General features: G+C 43.1%; 21 protein-coding genes. 15 read left to right on the top strand and 6 right to left on the bottom strand.

Features of this window, described 5'->3' with window-relative positions:
• Positions 1-121 precede the first annotated feature (121 nt).
• The 8 genes from N477_RS01050 (at position 122) to N477_RS01085 (ending at position 8,764) form a co-directional block, all read left to right on the top strand.
• Positions 122-394 (top strand): STAS domain-containing protein, encoded by a 273-nt coding sequence (locus N477_RS01050; RefSeq protein ID WP_063361247.1) that lies wholly within the window; start codon positions 122-124, stop codon positions 392-394.
• 9 nt (positions 395-403) lie between these two features.
• Positions 404-766 carry a response regulator gene (locus N477_RS01055; protein ID WP_046355948.1) on the top strand — a complete coding sequence of 121 codons (363 nt, stop codon included), beginning with the start codon at positions 404-406 and terminating at the stop codon, positions 764-766.
• A gap of 18 nt (positions 767-784) precedes the next feature.
• Positions 785-2,926: a chemotaxis protein CheA gene (locus N477_RS01060; RefSeq protein ID WP_063361246.1), complete on the top strand. Its 2,142-nt coding sequence runs from the start codon at positions 785-787 to the stop codon at positions 2,924-2,926.
• Positions 2,923-3,429 (top strand): chemotaxis protein CheW, encoded by a 507-nt coding sequence (locus N477_RS01065; protein ID WP_063361245.1) that lies wholly within the window; start codon positions 2,923-2,925, stop codon positions 3,427-3,429. The genes N477_RS01060 and N477_RS01065 overlap by 4 nt, the downstream gene beginning before the upstream one ends.
• Positions 3,430-3,441: 12 nt before the next feature.
• Positions 3,442-6,171, top strand: coding sequence for a methyl-accepting chemotaxis protein (locus N477_RS01070; protein WP_063361244.1), 2,730 nt, complete (start codon positions 3,442-3,444; stop codon positions 6,169-6,171).
• Between the two features lie 105 nt (positions 6,172-6,276).
• Positions 6,277-7,101 (top strand): CheR family methyltransferase, encoded by an 825-nt coding sequence (locus tag N477_RS01075; RefSeq protein WP_063361243.1) that lies wholly within the window; start codon positions 6,277-6,279, stop codon positions 7,099-7,101.
• Complete coding sequence (gene cheD, locus N477_RS01080; protein WP_063361242.1) at positions 7,098-7,721, top strand: chemoreceptor glutamine deamidase CheD; 624 nt, start codon at positions 7,098-7,100, stop codon at positions 7,719-7,721. The genes N477_RS01075 and cheD overlap by 4 nt, the downstream gene beginning before the upstream one ends.
• An 11-nt stretch (positions 7,722-7,732) precedes the next feature.
• Positions 7,733-8,764: a protein-glutamate methylesterase/protein-glutamine glutaminase gene (locus N477_RS01085; RefSeq protein ID WP_063361241.1), complete on the top strand. Its 1,032-nt coding sequence runs from the start codon at positions 7,733-7,735 to the stop codon at positions 8,762-8,764.
• A gap of 4 nt (positions 8,765-8,768) precedes the next feature.
• Here the strand turns inward: N477_RS01085 and N477_RS01090 are convergent, their stop codons facing one another.
• A complete protein-coding gene (locus N477_RS01090; RefSeq protein WP_063361240.1) occupies positions 8,769-9,815 on the bottom strand; it encodes a polysaccharide deacetylase family protein in 1,047 nt (348 codons plus the stop codon).
• On the opposite strand from N477_RS01090, the gene dinF reads away from it, so the two are divergent.
• Entirely contained in the window at positions 9,780-11,111 is a 1,332-nt protein-coding gene (dinF, locus tag N477_RS01095; protein WP_081216401.1) for an MATE family efflux transporter DinF, read from the top strand. The genes N477_RS01090 and dinF overlap by 36 nt on opposite strands.
• Here dinF and N477_RS25545 read toward each other — a convergent pair.
• Complete coding sequence (locus tag N477_RS25545) at positions 11,056-11,331, bottom strand: hypothetical protein (protein ID WP_081216400.1); 276 nt, start codon at positions 11,329-11,331, stop codon at positions 11,056-11,058. The genes dinF and N477_RS25545 overlap by 56 nt on opposite strands.
• A 9-nt stretch (positions 11,332-11,340) precedes the next feature.
• Positions 11,341-11,916 (bottom strand): Fe-S biogenesis protein NfuA, encoded by a 576-nt coding sequence (gene nfuA, locus N477_RS01100; RefSeq protein WP_063361239.1) that lies wholly within the window; start codon positions 11,914-11,916, stop codon positions 11,341-11,343.
• Positions 11,917-12,061: 145 nt separating this feature from the next.
• Between nfuA and N477_RS01105 the strand changes: the two genes are divergently transcribed.
• Complete coding sequence (locus tag N477_RS01105) at positions 12,062-14,593, top strand: M14 metallopeptidase family protein (RefSeq protein ID WP_063361238.1); 2,532 nt, start codon at positions 12,062-12,064, stop codon at positions 14,591-14,593.
• Here N477_RS01105 and N477_RS01110 read toward each other — a convergent pair.
• Entirely contained in the window at positions 14,590-15,267 is a 678-nt protein-coding gene (locus N477_RS01110) for a ComF family protein (protein WP_063361237.1), read from the bottom strand. The genes N477_RS01105 and N477_RS01110 overlap by 4 nt on opposite strands.
• Positions 15,268-15,324: 57 nt before the next feature.
• On the opposite strand from N477_RS01110, the gene bioH reads away from it, so the two are divergent.
• The 3 genes from bioH to N477_RS01125 all read left to right on the top strand — a co-directional run bounded on the left by bioH (position 15,325) and on the right by N477_RS01125 (position 17,385).
• Entirely contained in the window at positions 15,325-16,062 is a 738-nt protein-coding gene (bioH, locus tag N477_RS01115; protein ID WP_063361236.1) for a pimeloyl-ACP methyl ester esterase BioH, read from the top strand.
• Positions 16,063-16,165: 103 nt separating this feature from the next.
• On the top strand, positions 16,166-16,474 hold the full coding sequence (locus N477_RS01120; RefSeq protein ID WP_063361235.1) for a hypothetical protein: 309 nt from the start codon (positions 16,166-16,168) through the stop codon (positions 16,472-16,474).
• Between the two features lie 2 nt (positions 16,475-16,476).
• The gene (locus N477_RS01125; RefSeq protein ID WP_063361234.1) at positions 16,477-17,385 is read left to right on the top strand and encodes a putative metalloprotease CJM1_0395 family protein; all 909 of its coding nucleotides are present in this window, start codon (positions 16,477-16,479) and stop codon (positions 17,383-17,385) included.
• 56 nt (positions 17,386-17,441) lie between these two features.
• On the opposite strand, the gene N477_RS01130 is transcribed toward N477_RS01125, so the two are convergent.
• Together N477_RS01130 and greB are read right to left on the bottom strand one after the other, a co-directional pair.
• Positions 17,442-19,775 carry a Tex family protein gene (locus tag N477_RS01130; RefSeq protein ID WP_063361233.1) on the bottom strand — a complete coding sequence of 778 codons (2,334 nt, stop codon included), beginning with the start codon at positions 19,773-19,775 and terminating at the stop codon, positions 17,442-17,444.
• Between the two features lie 85 nt (positions 19,776-19,860).
• A complete protein-coding gene (gene greB, locus N477_RS01135; RefSeq protein ID WP_063361232.1) occupies positions 19,861-20,334 on the bottom strand; it encodes a transcription elongation factor GreB in 474 nt (157 codons plus the stop codon).
• A gap of 148 nt (positions 20,335-20,482) precedes the next feature.
• On the opposite strand from greB, the gene ompR reads away from it, so the two are divergent.
• Together ompR and envZ are read left to right on the top strand one after the other, a co-directional pair.
• On the top strand, positions 20,483-21,202 hold the full coding sequence (gene ompR / locus N477_RS01140; RefSeq protein ID WP_063361231.1) for a two-component system response regulator OmpR: 720 nt from the start codon (positions 20,483-20,485) through the stop codon (positions 21,200-21,202).
• Positions 21,202-22,503 (top strand): two-component system sensor histidine kinase EnvZ, encoded by a 1,302-nt coding sequence (envZ, locus tag N477_RS01145; protein WP_063361230.1) that lies wholly within the window; start codon positions 21,202-21,204, stop codon positions 22,501-22,503. The genes ompR and envZ overlap by 1 nt, the downstream gene beginning before the upstream one ends.
• Positions 22,504-22,534: the final 31 nt, after the last annotated feature.

Here is a 22,534-nt window from a genome sequence, read left to right on the forward strand (position 1 = left end):
TGGTGTGCACTTGTTTCTAAGTTAATAATATTTTTATTTCTTTTGCCTAAATTTTGGCAATTTTATCATCAACGTCTAATCTAATCTTATCTATAACTTTTACAGGGAATGTGCCAAGCACATGATTAAACTTCCTTCTGAGTTAGCCATCAATAAAGTCGAAGAACTCTATCAGTCGTTCGTTCAAGAATTAGAGTCTGGGCAACCCATATGCATTGATATTAACGATGTTTCTAAGGTTGATACAGCTTCGGTCCAAATGTTGTGTGCGTTGCAAAAAAGGCTCATGAACTTTGATCAAAAAATTACTTGGCATGGTGATAGTCCTATCTTGTTTGAGTCCGTAGAACAACTTGGTTTAACCGAAATTTTATCCTTTAGCAGTAAGATTTAAGAGGTCAATATGAAAAAGATTTTAGCTGTGGATGATTCTGCTTCAATGCGACAAATGGTTGGCTTTACTCTTAAAAAAGCAGGGTTTGACGTCACAGAAGCAAAGGATGGTAGTGAGGCATTAAATTTGGCAAAGCAGCAAGGTTTTGATGCTGTGATATCTGATGTAAACATGCCAGTGATGGATGGGATCACGTTAATAAGGGAGTTACGCAGCTTACCAAACTATAAATTTACCCCGCTACTGATGTTAACGACAGAATCAGGACTTGATAAAAAAAGTGAAGGTAAAGCTGCTGGTGCAACTGGCTGGATTGTGAAGCCTTTTAATCCGGATCAATTATTAGCTGTATTGAAGAAAGTCATTCGCTAGTACCAACGAGGTATAGGCATGAGTATAGATTTAAGCCAGTTTTTTGATGTGTTCTTTGAGGAGAGCTTTGAAGGTCTTGATGCGATGGAAGCTGAGCTTCTCAATCTTGAACCGGGCAAAGAAGACTCTGAGACCATTAATACCATTTTCAGGGCAGCGCATTCGATTAAAGGTGGTAGTGGTACATTTGGGTTTGTATCAGTGTCAGATTTCACGCATGTACTCGAAACGTTGCTTGATCAAATCAGAGATGGACAAAGGACGCTGACCGCAGAGCATGTTAATTTACTTTTAAAGTCGGTTGATTGTGTTCGTGGTTTATTAGGTGCATTGCAAGCTGAAGAAGAACCAGATTTAAGTGAGTCAAATGAGCTAAAAGCACGATTTGAAGCAATACTCGGTGGGGAATCGGCAGAGGAAGTTGAGGGAGAATCGCAAGAAGATACGACACAATCACTCCAAAGCACGACCTACCAGATAGATTTTAAGCCAGAGCCACATCTATTTAAAACGGGTAATGAGCCACTTTATATGTTTTCTGAGTTGGCGGAGTTGGGCCAGCTGGAAGTGGCAGCGTTCCATGACGGGATCCCTGACTTTTTGGAGTTCGATCCTGAAGATTGCTTTTTGCACTGGCGGTTTTTTTTAACAACCAGTAAGCCTGAACAAGCCATTTCAGAAATCTTTGAATGGGTTGAAGATGATGCAGATATAAAAATTGAAGCATGCGGTGGCTTATTTGAAGATGATACAAATGCAACAGCGGAAATAAATACACCAGAGGCCGCTGATTTGCCTGAGCCAATTACTGTCACTGAAGAATCTACGCCTGAAATAAAGGCTGAACCGGCGCCAAAAGCAGACGAAAATATTGCGGCAGTACAGAAAAAGGTTGAGTCAGCAAAAAACACCAAAAAGTCAGCAGACTCTACCGCGACCTCTATTCGTGTTGGTATCGATAAGGTCGACTCTTTGATTAATATGGTTGGGGAGCTGGTTATTACCCAAGCAATGCTAAGTCAGATAGGCGACCAAGAAATTACTGAATCTAGCATTGCAGCGCTTCAAGAAGGGTTAACACAGCTGGCGCATAATACGCGTGATTTACAAGAAAACGTCATGCGTATTCGCATGTTGCCTATCAGTTTTGTGTTTAGCCGTTTTCCTCGTTTGGTTCGAGATACCTCGCAAAAGCTCAATAAACAAGTCGAATTAAAGTTGGTTGGTGAGCAAACAGAGCTAGATAAAACGGTGATGGAGAAGCTGTCAGATCCTATGGTGCACTTGGTGCGAAATTCATTAGATCACGGGTTGGAGACCCCAGAAGAGCGTATTGCCAACGGTAAAGACCCTGTTGGTACAGTGACTCTGAATGCGTTTCATCAAGGCGGCAATATTGTGATTGAAATCATGGATGACGGTAAAGGCTTGGATACGGAAAAAATACGCAGTAAAGCCATTGCGAATGGCCTGATCAGCGAGTCGGATGACCTCAGTGTGGAAGAGGTTAATGAACTGATATTTATGCCAGGGTTTTCCACAGCCGACAGTGTAAGTGACATTTCTGGTCGTGGTGTGGGCATGGATGTGGTGAGAAGAAATATTCAAGCATTGAACGGCTCTGTTGAAGTCACTTCAAAGCAAGGGGTAGGCTCAACATTTACGATTAGATTACCACTTACTCTGGCGATTCTTGATGGCCAGCTTGTTCAAGTTGCAACCCATACCTACATCATTCCTCTAATTTCTATTGTTGAGTCATTGCAAATTGATATCTCTAAAGTGAGTAAAGTTGGTAAGGGCTTGGAGGTGTTGAGGCTTCGCGATGAGTATATTCCGATTTTACGATTGTACGATATTTTTAGTCACCAAGGTGCTCGTGAAGAGTTAGATAAAACCTTGTTGGTTGTGGTTGAAAGCGACAACTACAAAATTGGTCTTTTGGTTGATGATTTACTGGCTCAACAGCAAGTCGTGATTAAGAGCTTGGAAGCAAATTATCAAAAGGTCGATGGTATTTCAGGCGCGACCATTTTAGGCGATGGCACAGTATCGTTAATTATTGATATTAGCGGGCTCATTAAGCTTAGTGGGCTACGTCGACCTGGCTCAACGGAATTGTTGGTTGATTTGAAAGGTGAGGAGGCAGAGCCAGTATGATCGATCAAGTTGAGGTAAATCAGCAACTCATGTTTGATGGTGAGTCAGATGAAAAGCAGTTTTTGACCTTTATGATGCACGATGAAGAATACGGCATGGATATTTTAGCTGTTCAGGAAATCCGTGGTTGGGAGCCCGTTACCACAATTCCCAATTCACCGAACTTTGTAAGAGGGGCGATGAATTTACGCGGCACGATTGTACCAATTATTGATTTAAGGATGCGTTTTGGGATCAACGCCATTGAGTATGGACCGCTTACCGTTGTTATCGTGGTCTCTGTGCAAATTAAAGATCAACAAAAAATTATGGGGCTAGTCGTGGACGCTGTATCTGATGTGTACAGCATTGCAGAAGAAAAAGCCAAAGATGTGCCTGATTTTCAGGACTCAGATAATGCTTATTTTGTGCACGGTTTAGTCAATGTAGGGCAAAAAATGGTTGTGCTTTTAAATCTAGAAAAGGTTTTAGATTTGAGTGATAAAAGTGGACTCAAAGGCTAATTGGGGGTCGAAATGAGCGAACAGAGTATCCAAAGCAGTATTAATAACAAGATTTTGGTAGCTGGTGTAATTCTGGTTATTAGTGTCATTGTTGGTGCTCAGCTAGGACAAGCTGAATCAGAGCAAATTAGGATGGTAGCGTTTACTATTCCATTGCTGGGCAGTGCGGCAGCTCTGATATTTTTAAAATTGGGTTTGTCATCAGTGGTTGGAAAGTTTGCCGTGGTTTATTCTGCACTTCCTTTTATGACGGTGAGTAATCGAGAACAGTTTGAGCAGCTTGATTTATCAGATTTCCCCCAGCTTTATAGATTGTTATCTAAAGCTGAAAGTCACGAAGATGCGCATGAAGACGACCATACTGAAAGCTTGCTACTGGCCTTGAAAGGTTGCCAAGCGAATATCATGGTGGCCGATGGCGATTTAAATATCGTCTACATGAACGATTCGGTTACTGCCATGTTGAGACAAAATGAGCACCAGCTTCGCAAAGATCTACCTAACTTTAATGTCGCCACGACGATTGGCACTAATATTGATATGTTTCACGCTAATCCAAGTCATCAACGAAATCTGTTGGCCAACTTACGTGAGGTGTATAAAACGCAAATAACCGTCTCGGGGCTTACTTTTGATTTAATAGCAACGCCTGTTTTTAATAGTAATAATGAGCGCATTGCGACCTTAGTGGAATGGAAAGACTTAACAGAACAACTTGCTTTGGAGCAGAAACAGCAAAGAGAAGTTGCGAGTAATGCGCGTATCTCCAGTGCCTTAGATGTGTGTCAGGCCAATGTAATGCTGGCTGATGATGATTGCAACATTGTATACGCTAATGACTCTGTGATCCGCATGCTGAGAAAAAATCAGACACAGCTACAAGAGGCGCTTCCTAGATTTAATGTCGATACATTGATAGGTCAAAATATCGATATCTTCCATGTAAACCCCAGCCATCAAAGAAATCTACTGAGTAATATGACGGAGACCTATGAGACAGACATTGAAGTTGCAGGCTTTACTTTTGGCTTGATAGCAACACCTGTGCAAGACAGTAGTGGTAAGCGCCTTGGCACGGTCGTTGAGTGGGAAGATAAAACTGAGCGTTTAGTGAAAGAGCGAGAGGAGCGGCAGTCTGCCAATGAAAACCTCCGTGTGCGTCGTGCATTGGATAACGTCGCAACCAATACCATGATAGCTGATGGTCACTTTAATATTGTTTATATGAATGATGCTGTGACCTCAATGATGAAAAATGCAGAGCGTGATATACGTCAGGACTTACCTAATTTTGATTGCGCAAAATTGATGGGCGCAAATATTGATGTATTCCATAAAAATCCGGCTCATCAGCGCAGTATGGTGACGAATCTCACGGAGACTTATAAGACTGAAATTAAAGTGGGTGGCCGTACCTTCGGCTTGGTGGCAAACCCAATTATAGGTGACGGTGGTGAGCGTATTGGCACTGTGGTTGAATGGGAAGATAGAACGGACGAAGTCGCCATCGAAGCTGAAGTGAATGAGCTTGTAGAGTCTGCGCGTGAAGGTAACTTGGCAGTGCGACTGAATGAAGATAATAAAAAAGGGTTTTATCTACGGTTAGCACAAGGGCTGAATGGTTTAGTCTCATTAGTGGATGATGCCGTGTCTGATACGGTGAATATGCTCGATGCGCTTGCAAATGGGGATTTAACACAAAGAATTAATGCGGATTACAACGGCGCATTCGACAAGCTCAAGCAGGATGCGAATACAACTGCGGATAAGCTCACTGAAGTACTTAATAGAATCAGTTCATCTGCGGCTATGGTTGCCAGTGGCGCAGAAGAGATCTCCCAAGGTAATGCGGATTTGAGTCAACGAACGGAAGAGCAAGCTTCATCGCTTGAAGAAACCGCTTCAAGTATGGAAGAGATGACCAGCACGGTTAGACAAAATGCAGACAACGCCAAAGTGGCCAACGAATTGGCTGCGGAGACCAGCGAAAAAGCGGCGACTGGTGGTGAAGTTGTGAATCGCGCTGTTGCGAGCATGTCTGAAATTAACGAGTCGAGTAAAAAGATTGCCGATATTATTAGTGTCATCGATGAAATTGCATTTCAAACGAATTTACTTGCTTTGAATGCCGCAGTAGAAGCCGCCCGAGCAGGCGAGCAAGGGCGTGGTTTCGCAGTCGTGGCTGGCGAAGTGAGGAACTTAGCGCAGCGCTCTGCAGGAGCTGCAAAAGAAATTAAAGATTTAATTAGAGACAGTGTGGGCAAGGTTGAAGACGGTACACTACTGGTGAATGAGTCGGGTGCGACTTTGAAAGAGATTGTTGCCGCCGTAAAGCGGGTTACCGAAATGATTTCTGATATTGCAGAGGCTTCAGAAGAGCAGAGTTCAGGCATTGAGCAAGTTAATAAAGCTGTATCGCAAATGGATGAAATGACTCAGCAAAATGCAGCATTGGTCGAACAGGCTTCAGCAGCCGGAGAGTCCATGGCTGAGCAAGCGAACGATATGAGAAGGTTATTGAACTTCTTCAATGTAGGTGATTCTTCATCGTCAAGCTCGCCAACCCCACTTAGCAATGTGCAGCCAGAAAGGCTGACAACATCGCAAAGGCCTGCGGTGCAAAATGGTCAAAGTCGACAGTTGAATAATACAACTGCCAATGTCACGGCTGATATTTCTCAAAGAGCACCAGAGCCTGCAAACCGTTTTGCTGATGACTCAGAAGAGTGGGAAGAGTTTTAATCTCAGCAGGTATATGGTGGCTGCCTCTAAGTTTCGCGAGGCAGTCTTAAATCAGCGGTATTTATTCGGCTGCTGTTAATCATACTATTTAAGCTTAATGAGTATATGAAAGAGTTTCCATTTACTGATACGGATTTTCAAAAGGTCTCTGAAAAAGTGTATAGCGCATGTGGCATTGTACTGGGGCCGCATAAAAGAGAGATGGTTTACTCACGCTTAGCGAGACGGATAAGGGCAAATGGTCTGAGTTCGTTTGAAGACTATTTAGCATTTTTAGACAACAGCAGTGAGCAGGAGTTTAGTCACTTCATTAATGCGATCACAACGAATCTCACTTCTTTCTTTCGCGAGTCACATCATTTTGACTATTTGAAAAATAACTTAATCCCGCGTATCAAAGAAGAGAATAGGTTAACGAAAAGGGTGCGTTTTTGGTCGGCAGGTTGCTCAACAGGTGAGGAGCCTTACAGTATCGCGATGACAGTTGCTGGCGAGTTTCCATCTGATTGGGATGTCAAGGTGTTAGCCACTGACCTTGATTCAAATGTGCTACAAAAGGCGGCCGAAGGTGTTTATAGCAGTCAGTCTGTCACCGGACTTGATGATGACCATTTGAGAAAGTGGTTTTTAAAAAGCAGTGACGGCAGTCAGTACCGAGTTAAAGAGCAACTTAAAAGCTTTATCTATTTTAAGCGACTTAATTTACTTGAACCCTGGCCAATGCGAGGCCCATTTGATTTGATATTTTGCAGAAACGTACTGATCTATTTTGATAAAGAGACAAAAGATACGCTATTTGACGGCTACCATCGAATGCTAGAGTCATCGCACGGTCACTTATTTATTGGTCACTCAGAAACCATGAGTAAGGAGCGTAACGACTTTAAGAATTTAGGCAAAACCATGTATAAGAGGATAGATGCATCATGAACCACTTTAGGCCAGTCATAAGCGGTTTTGAGCACGTAAAGCGCTTCTGGGATGCTGGGCGCAATACCGTTGTGGCTAAGGTCTTGCCGGGTGAATTTTATGTCTCAAAAAATGATGAATTGATTTCTACAGTACTGGGCTCTTGTATCGCTGCGTGTGTATACGATGAAAAGCTGGGTATCGGCGGAATGAATCACTTTATGCTGCCTGGTGCTCAAAAGATGAAAGACATAACCAATGTACATTCTGATGATTTTAATTGTCGTTATGGCAATTGGGCTATGGAGTTCTTAATTAACGAAGTACTTAAAAATGGCGCATGCCGCGCAAATCTGAAGGTGAAGTTATTTGGTGGTGGTAAAATTATCAGCGCTATGACAGACATTGGCGTAGGCAATATCCGTTTTGCTCAGGCATATGTAGAGGAAGAAAACCTCGAGTTAGTTTCTCATGATGTCGGCGGACCATGGCCAAGAAAGGTCGTGTTTCACCCTCAATCAGGTACTGCAAAGGTCAAAAAACTTAGACAGGTACACAATGATACGATTGAAAAACGTGAGGTTAAGTACCTGCATGATATCGAAGCACAAGATGCTAAAACCGATATCGAGTTATTTTAGAGTAATACGCCATGATAAAGGTTTTGATAGTAGACGACTCCCCTTTACTCAGAGCTGTCCTTAAGGCTGTACTAGAGCAAGCCGGAGACATTGAAGTTGTAGGGGCTGCCAAAGACCCGTATGAAGCGAGAGACATGATAAAGGCATTGCAACCAGATGTACTGACACTGGATATAGAAATGCCGAAAATGAATGGTTTGAGCTTTCTTAAAAATCTCATGCGTTTACGGCCAATGCCCGTTGTAATGCTGTCTACGCTTACCCAAAAAGGCTCCCCAGAGACACTTGAAGCATTAGAAGTTGGTGCGGTTGATTTTATCGCTAAACCTATGTCGAATGTCGCTGAGCAGCTAGAAGCTTACGCGGATGTACTATATCAAAAAATACGTACAGCCAGTCGTGCTAGAGTGCGTCCATTTAAAGCGGATAAGCAACTGGGGGCAAAGCCTGCTATCGCCTCAGATGCAAAGTATCAAGCACGCAGTGTGATGGCTATTGGCGCTTCAACGGGAGGAACAGAGGCGCTTCGAGAGGTTTTAACGAAGTTACCAAGTAACAGCCCACCAGTGGTGATCACCCAACATATTCCACCTGTGTTTAGTTCTTCTTTTGCGATGCGTATGGACAAGTGCTGTGAAGTGAGCGTAAAAGAAGCACAAGATGGTGATGAACTAGGTATAGGCAAAGTATTTATTGCGCCAGGTGACAAGCATTTATTGATTGTTCAAAAGGGTACTAAGTTAGTTTGCCAGCTTAATGATGGCGAGAAAGTAAATCGTCATAAACCGGCCGTTGATGTCTTGTTTGATTCGCTCATCCCGATTGCAAAAAACGTCCATGCTGCACTATTAACTGGTATGGGATCTGATGGCGCACAGGGTCTTTTACGGTTAAAAGATGCCGGAGCAAGTACTTTTGCACAGGATGAAGCGTCATGTGTAGTATGGGGTATGCCCCGTGCGGCAGTTGAATTAGATGCCGCGAGCAAAGTGGTATCGCTGGATGCCATGGCAAAAGCGTTACTCCACTCTGCTAGCCGCTAGCATATTATTTCTCTTGTACTACCCAAGGTTGTGAAAACCAATGAAAACGGCCTTTGTGCGTTTTTGAAGGAGCGGTACAGTTGTATCGGGAACGCCCGTTCGGTAATGGTTCAGGTGTGGTCACCGTAACTTCGTGTTTTGCAGTCCAAATTAATGTTGCCCTACCAATGCCAGATACAAAGCATGCTAATTGGCCCTGGCTAAAGTCCATACTCTTAAACGACAAAGTAAATGATGGTTTTCGCTCTGTTGTGACGGAGTTGGTGTAAGTCAGCTTGTCAATGTCGAATGGGATCGAGTTAATTTTTACTTTGAGTGTCTTTAAATTGCTATAAATACCAGATGAGGGGAATCTAGGCACTCGTGTAAAATCTGTTGTTGGGCCCACAGCACCGGAATGCTGACCTATGCCAACGAGGCCTAACTCCTTAACAAGCTTCTGCAATGCACTATCAAACTCCCCATAGGGGTAAGCGATATAAGGATAATTGTGTCCAATTTCTTCATTGATCCTTTGTTGAGACCAAGTAAGGTCATGTCTTATACGCTTTTCCCATTGTTGCTCAGTTTCACCGTCTTTGCGTAAGTGCAGATAGTCATGCTTAGCACTGTGATTCGCGATGATGGCACCGCGTTTTGATAGGGTTCTTAATTCATCCCATGTCATGACATAGCTTTGTCCTTCGTCAATTAGCTGTGGATTGACAAAGATAGTATAGGGAAAGTTATAAGCTTCTAATAATGGTGCTGCGGCTTCAATATTATTGTCATAGCCATCATCAAAAGTGATTGCAACCGTATTCACAGGCAGAGACTTACCTTGTTGTACATGTTCAATGAACTTATCAAGAGCAATGACGTTGTAATTACCCTTTTTCAAAAACTCTAAGTGGGTTTTGAATGTATCCTCACTGACACTTGTCACTGGTGGCAGTTTCTCACTGACATGATGATATTGTAATATAGTCGCACTGTGTGCTTGAGCACTGACTAAACCAACAAATAGAATTAAATTATGAAGCTTTTTCATTACCTGCGTACACCTTATCATATTCCACTACTTACTCTCGCAGCGCCGATGATCTTATCAAATATTTCGGTGCCCCTGTTAGGATTAGTTGATACGGCTGTTATTGGGCATTTAAGCCATGCTCATTATTTAGCGGGTATCGCATTGGGCTCGGGCAGCATTGCCTTACTATTTTGGTTAGCCAGTTTTTTGCGTATGAGTACCACAGGTGAAATCGCACAGGCTTTTGGTGAGCAAAATCAAGCGCGTTCATATCAATCCTTATTGGCCAGTTTGGCGATTGCAATGCTATTTGCTTTGACCTTAGTTGCATCCTCTCCATTTTTACTCGACATGATTGAGCGTTTGGCAAAACCCAGTGTGGAGGTGATGGAGCAAGCATCATTGTACTTTTCAATTCGTATATACAGTGCACCAGCGGCCATGATGAATTTGGTCTTGTTGGGCTTTATGCTCGGGCTACAATATGGCAAAGGGCCTTTTTATATTGTGTTATTTACTAATTTGGTGAATATCATCTTAGATTTACTGTTTGTCATCGGGTTTGAATGGGGTGTCGCCGGCGCGGCTTGGGCGTCTGTGATTGCAGATTACAGTGCTTTAATGTTGGCGCTATATTTAACCGCTGCATTACTCAAAAGAAAGGGGTGGACGTTTGCATGGCTAATGCCCAATCGGGCGCATTTGCTGCATTTACTTACACTCAACAAAGATATTTTTATTCGCTCTTTGGTATTGCAGTTGTGTTTTAGCTTTATGACTTTTTATGGTGCGCGATTAGGAGAGAATACACTGGCCGCCAATGCTGTCTTACTCAACTTTTTAATGTTGGTTAGCTTTGCAATGGATGGAATTGCGTATGCGGTAGAGGCCAAAGTTGGCCAAGCCAAAGGAGCAAAAGATGTTGAAAAGCTCAAAGCTTGGGTCGCTGTAAGTACGCTATGGGGCGGCCTTTTTGCTTTGTTGTATTGTTTTGTATTTGCGCTATTTGGACCAAGTATTATTGGCATGCTTACCACAATCCCAAGTGTGGTTGACACAGCCTTAGTGTACTTACCTTGGCTGATTATATTGCCATTGATAGCGATGAGTTGCTTTTTATTTGATGGTGTTTTTGTCGGGTTAACTAGAGCACGTGAAATGCGCAATAGCATGATATTTTCGGCGCTATTTGGGTTTTTCTTACCGGTGTTTTTATTGCTAGATCATGGCAACCATGCACTTTGGTTGGCCATGACCTGTTTTATGGCACTGCGCGGTATTACTTTGATTTACGGTTATCGAAAGCTCGACGCGCAGAATTCCTTGCTGAAATAACTTGCGAGAAGCGATTTGCAAAGATCCCAAGGTATCCATAACCTGCGATACCTAACGCTGGGAAAAGCACCGCAAGACCCGCAATGCGCCAACTTGGATCATGGTAATAACTCAATGCGAACAGACCCATCGCGAGCACAAAAATACCAATACCCGTAAAAAAGAACTTTAAACTGCGCTTGGGATTGGAGCCCAAGCGGTAAATATACTGCGTAAACATGCTGGTGGTTTAGTAGTAAGAGTGGTCACCACGTGCGTGCTCAGTGATATCGCGCACACCTGTGATTTCGTCAAACTTGGCAATCATTTCTTTTTCAATGCCTTCTTTTAGGGTGACATCGATCATCGAGCAGCCATTACATCCGCCTCCAAACTGCAAGACAGCAATGCCTTCTTCTGTTATCTCAACTAAGCTCACTTGACCGCCATGGTTTGCTAATTGCGGATTAACGTCAGTGACAAGCATATGTTCAACACGCTCTGCTAGTGATGCATCATCTTTAAGCTTTTTCGCTTTAGCGTTAGGCGCTTTTAGGGTGAGTTGGCTGCCCATTTTATCAGTAACAAAATCGATTTCTGCTTCTTCTAAGAAAGGTGCACTTTCTGCATCAACAATGGCGTCAAAACCATTGAAGTTGAAGCGCATATCGCTTTCTTCTACAGCATCTGCAGGACAGTAAGATACACCACACTCAGCTTGTGCTGTGCCTGGGTTTACAACAAATACACGGATACTCGTGCCATCGGCTTGATCGCTAAGTAGCTTAGCAAAATGGGTTTGGGCTGATTCAGAAATTGTGATCATAATCTGGCTATACTTGACTAATTTACTCGGTTACTTCCTATGATACTCCCCTCATCCGGTTGTAGCTAGTGTTGGGCGTAAAAATTTGCTGTGAATTAATGCAACTTGGTAGCGTATAGATATGCGTTATAAAGATGGAATTGATATGAGAGTATTTGTGTTATTACTGGCTTTTTTAGTTTTTCAAAGTCAGGCCAAGCCGATCAGTTATTATTTCTCACCTGAGATAGAGTTTGATCAGCGCATCAGTAAACCGAGCGATGTATTGGGCTATGAGGTGGGGGAGTGGCATGTACGTCATGATCAGCTGGTTAATTACATGCACCGAGTAGCTGAGCAAAGCCCGAGATTGAGTATAACTACGGTAGGTTACAGCCACGAAAAAAGACCTTTATTGCTTTTAAGTGCAACCAGTACTGAGCAACAAAAGTCTTTAGATTCGATTAGGCAAGCGCGCCTTGCCTACCTAAAAGGCGATACCAAATTACATGACGGCCCAAATGTGATCTGGATGGGATATAGCGTACATGGCAATGAGTCATCGGGAAGCAATGCCGCGTTATTAGTCGCTTATTACTTGGCTGCGGCGCAAGGTGAGGAAATTGAAACGTTATTAGAGAATAATATTATTCTGATTGATCCGGCTATGAATCCCGATGGGTTAGCCCGTTTTGCACAATGGGCGAATAGCCATCGTGGACAAGTGTTATCAGCAGATCCTGCACATCGGGAGCATGTTGAAGCATGGCCTTCAGCAAGGACAAATCACTATTGGTTTGATTTAAATCGAGATTGGTTGTTGTTGCAGCACCCAGAATCGCGCGCTCGCGTTGAGCAATTTCACCGCTGGAAACCAACGGTATTAACCGATTTTCATGAAATGGGCACTAATAGTAGCTATTTTTTCCAACCTGCGATCCCGTCACGTACGCACCCAATTACACCTAAGCAAAACCAACTGCTTACTCATAAACTAGCTACCTATCATGCAAAGACCTTGGATAACGAAAAGCAGTTGTATTTTACCCAAGAACGCTTTGATGATTTCTATATAGGAAAAGGATCCACTTATCCCGATGTTAATGGAACAGTGGGTATTTTATTTGAACAAGCCAGTAGTCGGGGTCATGTACAAGAATCAATTAATGGTGACCTGCACTTTTATCGCACGATTAAAAATCAATTGCTGACCACGTTATCGACTTTCCAAGGCGTTAATGCTCATAGAACTGAATTGATGCACTATCAGAGAACCTTCTTTGACAGTATTTCTGAGCTTGCAAGTAAGGAAAAGTATAAAGGGTTTGTGGTTGCAAAAGGTCAAGATACTTACCGTTTCGAGCAGTTTTCAGAACTTTTAAAACACCACCAAGTAGATGCATACCCGCTTACCAAAACATTGAAGGTGGGAGAATCAAATTATCAAATAGGCGACTTATATATTCCACTTAAGCAGCCTCAGCTGCGATTTATACAGGCCGCATTCTCTACGCAAACCAGTTTTGAAGATAATACATTCTATGATGTATCAGGCTGGACGTTACCCTATGCTTTTGATTTAGACTTTACGCTCGTGACGAGCAGTTGGGGGTTAAAGTATACGGATGCGCCTTGGTCTGTTCTACCTAATATTGCAAGCTCTCCGCGATCTGATGGCGCATATGCATATGGTATTGAATGGCACCATTATTTAGCACCGAAGCTAGCGAATCTACTATTGAAAGAAGGTATTGTAGTCAGAGGTGCACTTAAACCTTTTACTGCAAAAATATCTCAAGAAGATCATGTCTTTGCCGCTGGTAGTCTGGTGATCCCTTCGGGCTTGCAAACGGTACAAAATTGGCGCAATACACTGTATACGCTAGCAGATAGTTTAGATATTCAGCTGTTTTCTATACGTACTGGACTGACCGCGCAAGGGATTGATTTAGGGTCAAGGTTCATGGCACCACTCAAGCAACCTAAGGTTTTATTAGTGGGTGGACATGGAACAAGCCAATATGAAGTTGGAGAAGTTTGGTATCACTTAGATAGACATCTCAGTATTGCCCCAACCATTGCTGAACAAGACCGAATTGGGCAGCTTGATCTTTCTCGCTATACCCATCTAATTCTGGCTGATGGCCGTTATGATATCCTTAACAAGCAAGCTAAAAGTGCCATACACGCATGGGTTAAGAAAGGTGGTGTAATATGGGGTCATAAACGCGGTGCAAAATGGCTGGTTGAACAGCAGCTACTCCATATTGAAACGGTATCGACAAAAGAAATGAAATCACTATTTAAATCGGATGAGCTGCCGTATTCAGAACGTGAAGCATTGGCTGCAAAGCAGCGCATTGCTGGTGCGATTTATGATACGCAGATTGATTTATCACACCCATTAGCGTTTGGCTTTGAAGACAATCGCTTACCTGTATTTAAAAATAGTACTTGGGTGATGAGGCATCACAAAAAGCCATTTACGAATGTGGCAAAATACACGTCTACTCCCTTATTGTCTGGCTACACAGATGAAAGAAATCGCGCTCAAATAGCAGGAAGCAGCGCGCTGATTGCGCAGCGTTATGGTCAAGGGAGTGTCATTGCCATGGCAGACAATCCTGTGTTTCGCGGTTATTGGTATGGTTCTAGCCGTTTGCTAAGTAACGCACTGTTTTTTGGCGATAGTTTTTAAAGCTCAGTCAGGCAGGTGGCACAAGCCCAGACGGATTGTGCCCCTGCTGATTTGCACAGGGCAGCCACAGCATTCATCGTTGCGCCACTGGTAATAACATCATCAATCAGTAAAATCCGTTTGTGTTCGATATTTCCGGTGATATAGAAAGCATTTTTTGCATTATGTTGTCTGGCACTTTTTGATAAGAGTACGTGTGAGCGACGAGTTTTTTTTGCAATGATATCGAGTATTGGCAGCTGCTGGTGGCAAAGTCGGTGCGCCCATGTTTGATAAACTTGGTTATATCCTCTGTTCAATAATCTTGTTGAAGCCAATGGCACTATGATGCAGGCGTCTGCATTGATATGATCCTTCAGATTCAGGAGTGTCCATTGTCTATCTATGATGTGCCTTATAATCAACATCGCTTGGCGGTTGTGTTGATATTTTATCTTTTTTAACCAAGTAGCGAGATGTCCTTGATACCAGCCACAAGCACTGAGCCCGTCACAGTTAGGGAGGTTAAACATTCTGTTGATATCTGGACGAAGTAGCAAGTTTTGGTCGCCTTTCTTGAACAATGGTAGTGTGCCATAGCACGTTGGACAAATACCTGTGTGCTCGATATAGGCTTGGCAAGTTGGGCATGTTGCGGGTAATAAGCTTTTTCTGAGTGAGTGAATAAGTGACATTGCTTTCATTCCTTGAAACGCTATCATAGCGCTAATTTTGGCTTGAGGTGTGAAGATATGCAAAGAGAAATTGTGCTGTTACATGGCTGGGGAATGAATAAAGAAATTTGGCAGCTTATAGAGGCAGAGCTCAGTGATGTCCTTAATATGCCAGTGACAGCACTGAATTTACCAGGGTTTGGTGGCGAATCCATGGAAATGGCGCATTATAATCTTGACGGGCTTGCGGAATCTGTTGCAGCGAAGGTTCAACCTAATAGCATTCTTGTTGGCTGGTCGTTAGGTGGTTTGGTAGCCACTAAATTGGCAGCAAGTTACCCAGAGAAAGTTGCACATCTAATTTTGGTGGCGTCTAACATTCAATTTTGCGAAAGCGATGTGTGGCCAGGTATTAAAGCTCAAGTGTTAGATCAGTTTAAAGCGCAATTGGCGAAAGACAGCCGTAAAACCATTGAGCGTTTTTTAGCGATTCAAGCCATGGGCAGTGAGCATGCTAAAGCCGATATTAAGCAGATCAAAACCTTGCTGCTTCAAGCGCCTGAACCTCAAGATAGCGCTTTGAGTGCGGGGCTAGATATTTTACAAAATACGAACTTAGCTGCTGAATTCACTCAGCTCAAATGCCCTGTAAATGGCATATTTGGCCGTTTGGACGCGCTAGTGCCAAAAGAAGTTGCAGAGGCTCTGACACAATTGAACTCTAATTTTAGCTATGAGCTCTTGCCAAAAGCATCTCACGCACCATTTATTTCTCATCGTGATGAATTTATTACTTACCTAAAATCAGTCCTTTAAAATAGAACAGGCTAATAGGCGGCAAAAAATTGCCGCCCACTCTTTATTTTGAACATAATATGAGCAATAATTAGGTAAGTGAAAAAGTAACTTGGAGTCTATTATGCCTATTGGTGACGTGCTAAACGCAGGTGTTGAAGGTTTTAATCGTGCTCAACAGAATATAGAACGGGCTTCTGCAGATATCAATCGTGCAACACTTGATGAGCAAAGCGATGACCAGCTAGCGCAACAAAGGCAATTAGAAGCCGCGCGCCCTGAAGAAGCGGTGACAGCACCAGTTTCTCAACCGCCTAGGATCGATGAATCACTGGTTGCGTTAAAGGTAGAAGAGTTCAACGCAAAAGCAAACACACAAACAATACAAACTGCTGATGAAGTGTTGGGAACTTTGGTTGATATTAAAGTGTAAACATGAACATCGTCACGCCACAACCGGCGGTAACTCTTAACACTGCAAACGTCTATACAGAAACTGCTAGACGAGACAACCAGCTGCGTGAAGTGATCCCCAAGCCTGCAGCTGTCACCCCTCCTGCAACCGAAAATAAATCGCTGCAAGACAACGATAAATCCCGTTTAAACGATGGTGAGTCGCAGGAGACTTACGACGCTAACGGGCAGCTCAAAGACAGCAAAACAATACAAGAGCGCGGTGAAGAAAAAGGCGAAGAGCAGCAAAGCAAATCAGGATCTGATGATGAGCCATCAGAACGTGATCAGGCGCAGCAAGAGCAGGATGAGCAGCAGTTAAAAGAACTTAAAGATCGCGATAGAGAAGTGAGGCTTCATGAGCAAGCACACGCTCGGGTAGGTGGTCAGTATGCTGGCTCTCCAAGTTATGATTATCAGCGTGGTCCAGACGGTAACAATTACGCGGTAGGTGGACAGGTGATGATAGATGTTGCACCTGTTGAAGGGGATCCCCAACAAACCATAGAGAAAATGCAAACGGTAAGAGCTGCGGCACTTGCACCCGCTGAGCCATCGGGCGCTGACCGAGCTATCGCAGCGGATGCCACTTCGAAAATAGCAACAGCACAAGCTGAGTTGGCAAAACAATCTATTAGTGGGTCGGAAAATGAGAGTTCATCAAGTGGTGTTCAAAAATTTCAAAACCGTCGGTTAACTGAGGAAGGCATTGCGCAATCTGAACAGCCTGTATTGGAGCGTGCCCGGTTAAAACAAGAAGCTGATCCATTTGCGGTGGCGTTGCCCATTGAGCGAGACCCAGAAATAGAATCTAGAGCGCTGAGAATCGAAGGGTTTTATGGTCAGATTGCTAAACCTGAAAAAGAAGCGCAGTTATCAGTATCAGTATAAAAGTAATTTTTTCAAAAAAAGGAAGGGAAACCTTCCTTTTTTAGTTTGTAGGTAAATTATTTTTTCAATTTAGCAAAAGCCTCTGCAAAAGCATTACCCATAGCTGCATTGCCTTGGTCGCGACGATTACCTTTTTGGTTATCTCTGCGCTCAGGTTTGCGGCCATGATTTTGCCCTGATTTTTGCTGAGGTTTGTTTTTATGTGAATCTGTATTGGATGGAGTTGCATCATTTAAGCGCATTGTAAAACTAATGCGTTTTCTGTCTGCATCGACCTCAATAACCTTAACTTTAACGATGTCGCCTGCTTTGACAATCTCTCTTGGATCAGAGATAAATTTATCTGTGATGGCTGAAATATGCACAAGACCATCTTGGTGAACGCCCACATCAACAAATGCGCCAAAGTTGGCAACATTTGATACCACACCTTCTAAGACCATACCGACTTTTAAATCAGATATTTTTTCAACACCCGCTTTAAATTGCGCTGTTTTAAACTCTGGACGTGGATCTCGTCCTGGTTTATCTAGTTCAGAAATGATATCTGTTACGGTAGGTAAACCAAATTTTTCGTCCACATAATCGCTAGGAGTGAGCTTTTTCAATACATCGCTATTGCCAATAAGGTTTTGTAACTCAAGGGCATTTGATTTTGAGATCTGCTTTACAACTGGATAGGCTTCAGGGTGAACCGCAGAGGCATCTAGTGGATCGTCGCCATCATTGATGCGTAAAAATCCAGCAGCTTGTTCAAATGCTTTAGGGCCTAAACGCTCGACTTTTTTAAGCTGCTTTCGATTGGCGAATGAGCCATTGCTATCACGATATTTGACGATATTACTTGCCAGCGTTTTATTCAACCCTGAAACGCGCGTAAGTAAAGGAACAGAGGCTGTATTGACGTCAACACCGACTGAGTTTACACAGTCTTCAACGACGGCAGTCAAAGCTTGGCCTAATTGGCTTTGCGATACATCATGCTGGTATTGGCCTACACCAATCGACTTTGGTTCAATCTTAACCAACTCTGCAAGTGGATCTTGCAGACGTCTCGCAATGGATACCGCGCCACGTAATGATACATCTAATTCTGGAAATTCATTGGCGGCAAATTCTGATGCAGAATAGACAGACGCACCCGCTTCACTGACCATGATTTTAGTTAAATTGAGATCAGATGCTGCTTTTTGTACTTCAGAAGCCAGCTTGTCTGTTTCACGAGATGCAGTCCCATTACCAATAGCAATCAGCTGTACTTTATGTTGTCTTGATAATTGCTCAATGGTGCGTATTGACTTATCCCAATGATTTTGCGGTGCATGGGGGTAGATAGTCGTGGTCGCAAGTAGTTTGCCTGTTGCATCGACGATGGCAATTTTACAGCCTGTTCTTAGACCAGGATCAATGCCCATGGTTACTTTTGGCCCTGCGGGCGCCGCCATGAGTAAATCTTTTAAGTTTTTGGCAAAAACGTCGATTGCACCGTTTTCAGCTTTTTCTCTTAACGTGCCTAAAAATTCGTTTTCTAGATGTAAAGAGAGTTTAACTTTCCACGCCCATTGGACAACGACCATAAGCCACTCGCTGGCAGGCGCGCCTTGTACAACTAAGCCATAATGATCGGCAATCATTTGTGCACAAAACTGTTGGTGATCTTCCGCTTGAGGTTCTGGATTAATGGCGAGTTGCAGAATACCTTCGTTTCTCGCTCTGAGCATAGCAAGTGCACGATGCGAAGGCACTTTAGAAAGTAACTCATTGTGCTCAAAATAGTCTCTATATTTGCTACCGTTATCTTCTTGGCCTTTGATAACACGGCTTTGTAGCTGAGCACTCTCACTGATGTGTGCTCTAAACTTTGCGAGCAGCTTGGCATCCTCAGCAAATCGTTCCATCAAAATGAATTTGGCGCCATCAAGTACGCTTTTTACATCAGGAAAGCTTGCATCTGTATTAATAAAGTTTTCAGCAACCAATTGAGGCGATAGATTAGGGTCTTTAAATAGCTTATCAGCTAAAGGCTCAATGCCAGCCTCGATTGCTATCTGGCCTTTTGTGCGTCGTTTGGGCTTGTAAGGCAGGTAGAGATCTTCAAGCTCAGTTTTACTGCTGGCTTGGGCAATATCATTTGCCAGTTGAGGAGACAGCTTACCTTGCTCTTCAATTGTTTTGATTATAAATGCACGTCTTTCTTCCAATTCTCTCAAATATGAAAGACGTTGCTCCAGTAAACGTAATTGTGAGTCATCTAAGCCACCGGTGACTTCTTTACGATAACGTGCGATAAAGGGAACTGTTGCGCCCTCATCTAACAATGTGGTGGCTGCCAGCACTTGCTGTTCTGAGGCATTTAGCTCATGGGCTAAACGAGCTGAGATGTTGCTCATGCAAAATCCTTATAAAGTTCAATTAGCTACGCTAACAAATCAATTAAGCGTGGGAGTGAATCATACCATATTAGTGAGCATTTTATCAGGCTTGATATTCAATTCTATTGATATACCACTGAGCGTCACCTTGTGGCGTTTTTACCATAAAATCATCATCAACAGATTTACCAAGCAATGCTCTAGCCATTGGAGAATCAATAGAAATATAGTCATTACGTTCGTAAATTTCATCTGGACCGACGATTCTGAAGTACTTTGTTTCGCCATCGTCATTTTCAATTTCGACCCAAGCGCCAAAGTAGACTTTGCCAGCTTGCTGTGGGTCATATTCAATGACTTTTAAATCGGGTAGGCGTTTACGTAAATACCTGACTCTTCGGTCAATTTGTCGCAATAAACGTTTATTAAAGGTGTAATCTGCGTTTTCAGAGCGATCGCCGAGGCTTGCAGCCCAATTGACAATTTTTGTAATTTCGGGGCGTTTTTCAAACCAAAGATGATCGTGCTCTTGCTGCAGTTTGCGATATCCTTCGGGTGTAATTAAGTTTGTTTTCATAATGTACTATATCAAAAAACCTGCTAGAGGCATGCTTGCTAAGTGTACTGTAACGTTCAGTAACAATCTTATCAGTAAGTTATGGTGTCTAAGGCGCTTATTTTCAATTATATTTAACGAATAGTTGAATGATAACAAGAAGAATCCAATGGGAAATGAAACAACAAAAGTATTAGTCGTAGATGATGACATGAGATTACGCAGCTTGTTAGAGCGCTATCTTGTGGAGCAAGGATTCATTGTTCGAAGTGCCGCGAATGCTGAACAAATGGATAGGTTATTAGAACGAGAAAACTTCCATTTAATGGTCTTAGACCTGATGTTGCCGGGAGAGGATGGTTTATCAATTTGCCGTCGTTTAAGGCAGAAAGAAAATGAAATCCCAATTGTGATGTTAACGGCCAAAGGTGATGAAGTTGATCGCATTATTGGGCTTGAGCTTGGAGCCGATGATTACTTACCTAAACCATTTAACCCCAGAGAGTTACTTGCCCGCATTAAAGCTGTCTTGAGAAGAAAAACGAAAGAAGTACCAGGTGCCCCTGCTGCAGAAGAAAATGAGGTGGAATTTGGTATATTTAAGCTGAATTTGGCGACTCGCGAGATGCAAAAAGGCGATCAAACTATCGCGCTAACCAGTGGTGAGTTTGCTGTTCTTAAAGCCCTAGTTAGTCACCCACGAGAGCCTTTGAGCCGTGATAAGTTAATGAATTTAGCACGAGGGCGCGATTACAGTGCATTGGAGCGAAGCATTGATGTACAGGTTTCTCGATTGAGAAGAATGATAGAAGAAGATGCGTCTAATCCAAGATATATTCAGACTGTCTGGGGGTTAGGTTATGTGTTTGTGCCTGATGGCGAAAAATAATGGGAATTTTTCCGCGTAGTGCGTTTGGTCAGACGGTATTTTTTGTTGCCGCATTGCTGCTTATAAACCAAATCGTTTCGTATATAACAGTCACTTTATATGTGTTCAAACCGACATTTGAGCAAGTGAATTTAATGCTTGCGAAGCAAGTGAAAACAGTATTTATTGACTGGGAAGAAGGGGTTGAAGTGGACTCCGCGTTATCAAATAAGTTTTTTGAGATAACGGGAATTGATGTGATGACGCAAAAGGAGGCGTACATTAATGGCTTGGGCCAAGCCCGTGAATATAGCTTGCTCTCTCGGAGTATGTCAGAGCAGCTCAATGGTTCCGCGCGAGTCAGGATCAGCCAAGGAGATCCAGTAGTCTATTGGGTTGAAGCGCCACAAGCTCCGGGGTATTGGGTAAGAGTCCCTTTAACTGGGTTTTCAGAAACTAAGTTGGAATTTTTGGTTTTTTACTTATCGAGCATTGGTTTTCTGAGCGTACTGGGTGGGTGGCTCTTTGCAAGACATTTGAATCGGCCATTAAAAGCATTGCAAACAGCTGCAAGCCGAGTGGGTGTCGGGGACTTTTCGACACGTCTGGTTGAACAGGGATCAACGGAAGTAATAGAAGTAACTAAGGCATTTAATCAAATGTCCAAAGGTATTGCTGAGCTCGAAAGCGATCGTCGATTGCTGATGGCCGGTGTGTCCCATGACCTAAGAACGCCTTTGACACGAATACGTTTGGCGACAGAAATGATGTCTGATGAAGAAGCCTACCTAAAGGAAGGGATCATCGACGATATTGAGGATATGAACGCCATTATTGATCAGTTCATTGAATATCTTCGTCATCACAGCAGTGGTGAAATGCACCAAGAGAATGTAAATACGCTCGTAGAGGAAGTGGTGCATGCAGAGCAGCAGCATAAACGAACAATAAATGTAAGTCTTACAGAAAAAGTGCCGTGGGTACAGGCCAATCATGTTGCTTTGAAACGCGTTTTGACCAATATGATTGAAAATGCCATCAAGTACTCCGAAGGTGAAATTGATGTATCAACACATCTAGAACCTAAAAATAACGCGGTGGTGATCCAAGTGAAGGATAGGGGACCTGGGATCCCTGAGTCCGAGTTAGAATCTGTATTTGAGCCGTTTAAGCAAGGGGACCAAGCGAGAGGCTCCGATGGAAGTGGGCTAGGTTTGGCAATTATTAAGCGTATTGTGGCAACGCACGGTGGTAAAGTATCTTTAAGAAATAGAGTGCAAGGCGGCCTATGTGCAGAGGTACAGCTTCCAATATATAAGTAATCCTTCAGGTAGCAGCTTGACTCGTCAAGCT

It is taken from the genome of Pseudoalteromonas luteoviolacea H33-S (genome assembly GCF_001625695.1).
GTDB lineage: Bacteria > Pseudomonadota > Gammaproteobacteria > Enterobacterales > Alteromonadaceae > Pseudoalteromonas > Pseudoalteromonas luteoviolacea_B.

Coding starts and splice junctions, on each gene's coding strand:
- N477_RS01050 (WP_063361247.1), top strand. CDS start 122: ATGATTAAACTTCCTTCTGAGTTAGCCATCAATAAAGTCGAAGAACTC.
- N477_RS01055 (WP_046355948.1), top strand. CDS start 404: ATGAAAAAGATTTTAGCTGTGGATGATTCTGCTTCAATGCGACAAATG.
- N477_RS01060 (WP_063361246.1), top strand. CDS start 785: ATGAGTATAGATTTAAGCCAGTTTTTTGATGTGTTCTTTGAGGAGAGC.
- N477_RS01065 (WP_063361245.1), top strand. CDS start 2,923: ATGATCGATCAAGTTGAGGTAAATCAGCAACTCATGTTTGATGGTGAG.
- N477_RS01070 (WP_063361244.1), top strand. CDS start 3,442: ATGAGCGAACAGAGTATCCAAAGCAGTATTAATAACAAGATTTTGGTA.
- N477_RS01075 (WP_063361243.1), top strand. CDS start 6,277: ATGAAAGAGTTTCCATTTACTGATACGGATTTTCAAAAGGTCTCTGAA.
- cheD (WP_063361242.1), top strand. CDS start 7,098: ATGAACCACTTTAGGCCAGTCATAAGCGGTTTTGAGCACGTAAAGCGC.
- N477_RS01085 (WP_063361241.1), top strand. CDS start 7,733: ATGATAAAGGTTTTGATAGTAGACGACTCCCCTTTACTCAGAGCTGTC.
- dinF (WP_081216401.1), top strand. CDS start 9,780: ATGAAGCTTTTTCATTACCTGCGTACACCTTATCATATTCCACTACTT.
- N477_RS01090 (WP_063361240.1), bottom strand. CDS start 9,815: ATGATAAGGTGTACGCAGGTAATGAAAAAGCTTCATAATTTAATTCTA.
- N477_RS25545 (WP_081216400.1), bottom strand. CDS start 11,331: ATGTTTACGCAGTATATTTACCGCTTGGGCTCCAATCCCAAGCGCAGT.
- nfuA (WP_063361239.1), bottom strand. CDS start 11,916: ATGATCACAATTTCTGAATCAGCCCAAACCCATTTTGCTAAGCTACTT.
- N477_RS01105 (WP_063361238.1), top strand. CDS start 12,062: ATGAGAGTATTTGTGTTATTACTGGCTTTTTTAGTTTTTCAAAGTCAG.
- N477_RS01110 (WP_063361237.1), bottom strand. CDS start 15,267: ATGTCACTTATTCACTCACTCAGAAAAAGCTTATTACCCGCAACATGC.
- bioH (WP_063361236.1), top strand. CDS start 15,325: ATGCAAAGAGAAATTGTGCTGTTACATGGCTGGGGAATGAATAAAGAA.
- N477_RS01120 (WP_063361235.1), top strand. CDS start 16,166: ATGCCTATTGGTGACGTGCTAAACGCAGGTGTTGAAGGTTTTAATCGT.
- N477_RS01125 (WP_063361234.1), top strand. CDS start 16,477: ATGAACATCGTCACGCCACAACCGGCGGTAACTCTTAACACTGCAAAC.
- N477_RS01130 (WP_063361233.1), bottom strand. CDS start 19,775: ATGAGCAACATCTCAGCTCGTTTAGCCCATGAGCTAAATGCCTCAGAA.
- greB (WP_063361232.1), bottom strand. CDS start 20,334: ATGAAAACAAACTTAATTACACCCGAAGGATATCGCAAACTGCAGCAA.
- ompR (WP_063361231.1), top strand. CDS start 20,483: ATGGGAAATGAAACAACAAAAGTATTAGTCGTAGATGATGACATGAGA.
- envZ (WP_063361230.1), top strand. CDS start 21,202: ATGGGAATTTTTCCGCGTAGTGCGTTTGGTCAGACGGTATTTTTTGTT.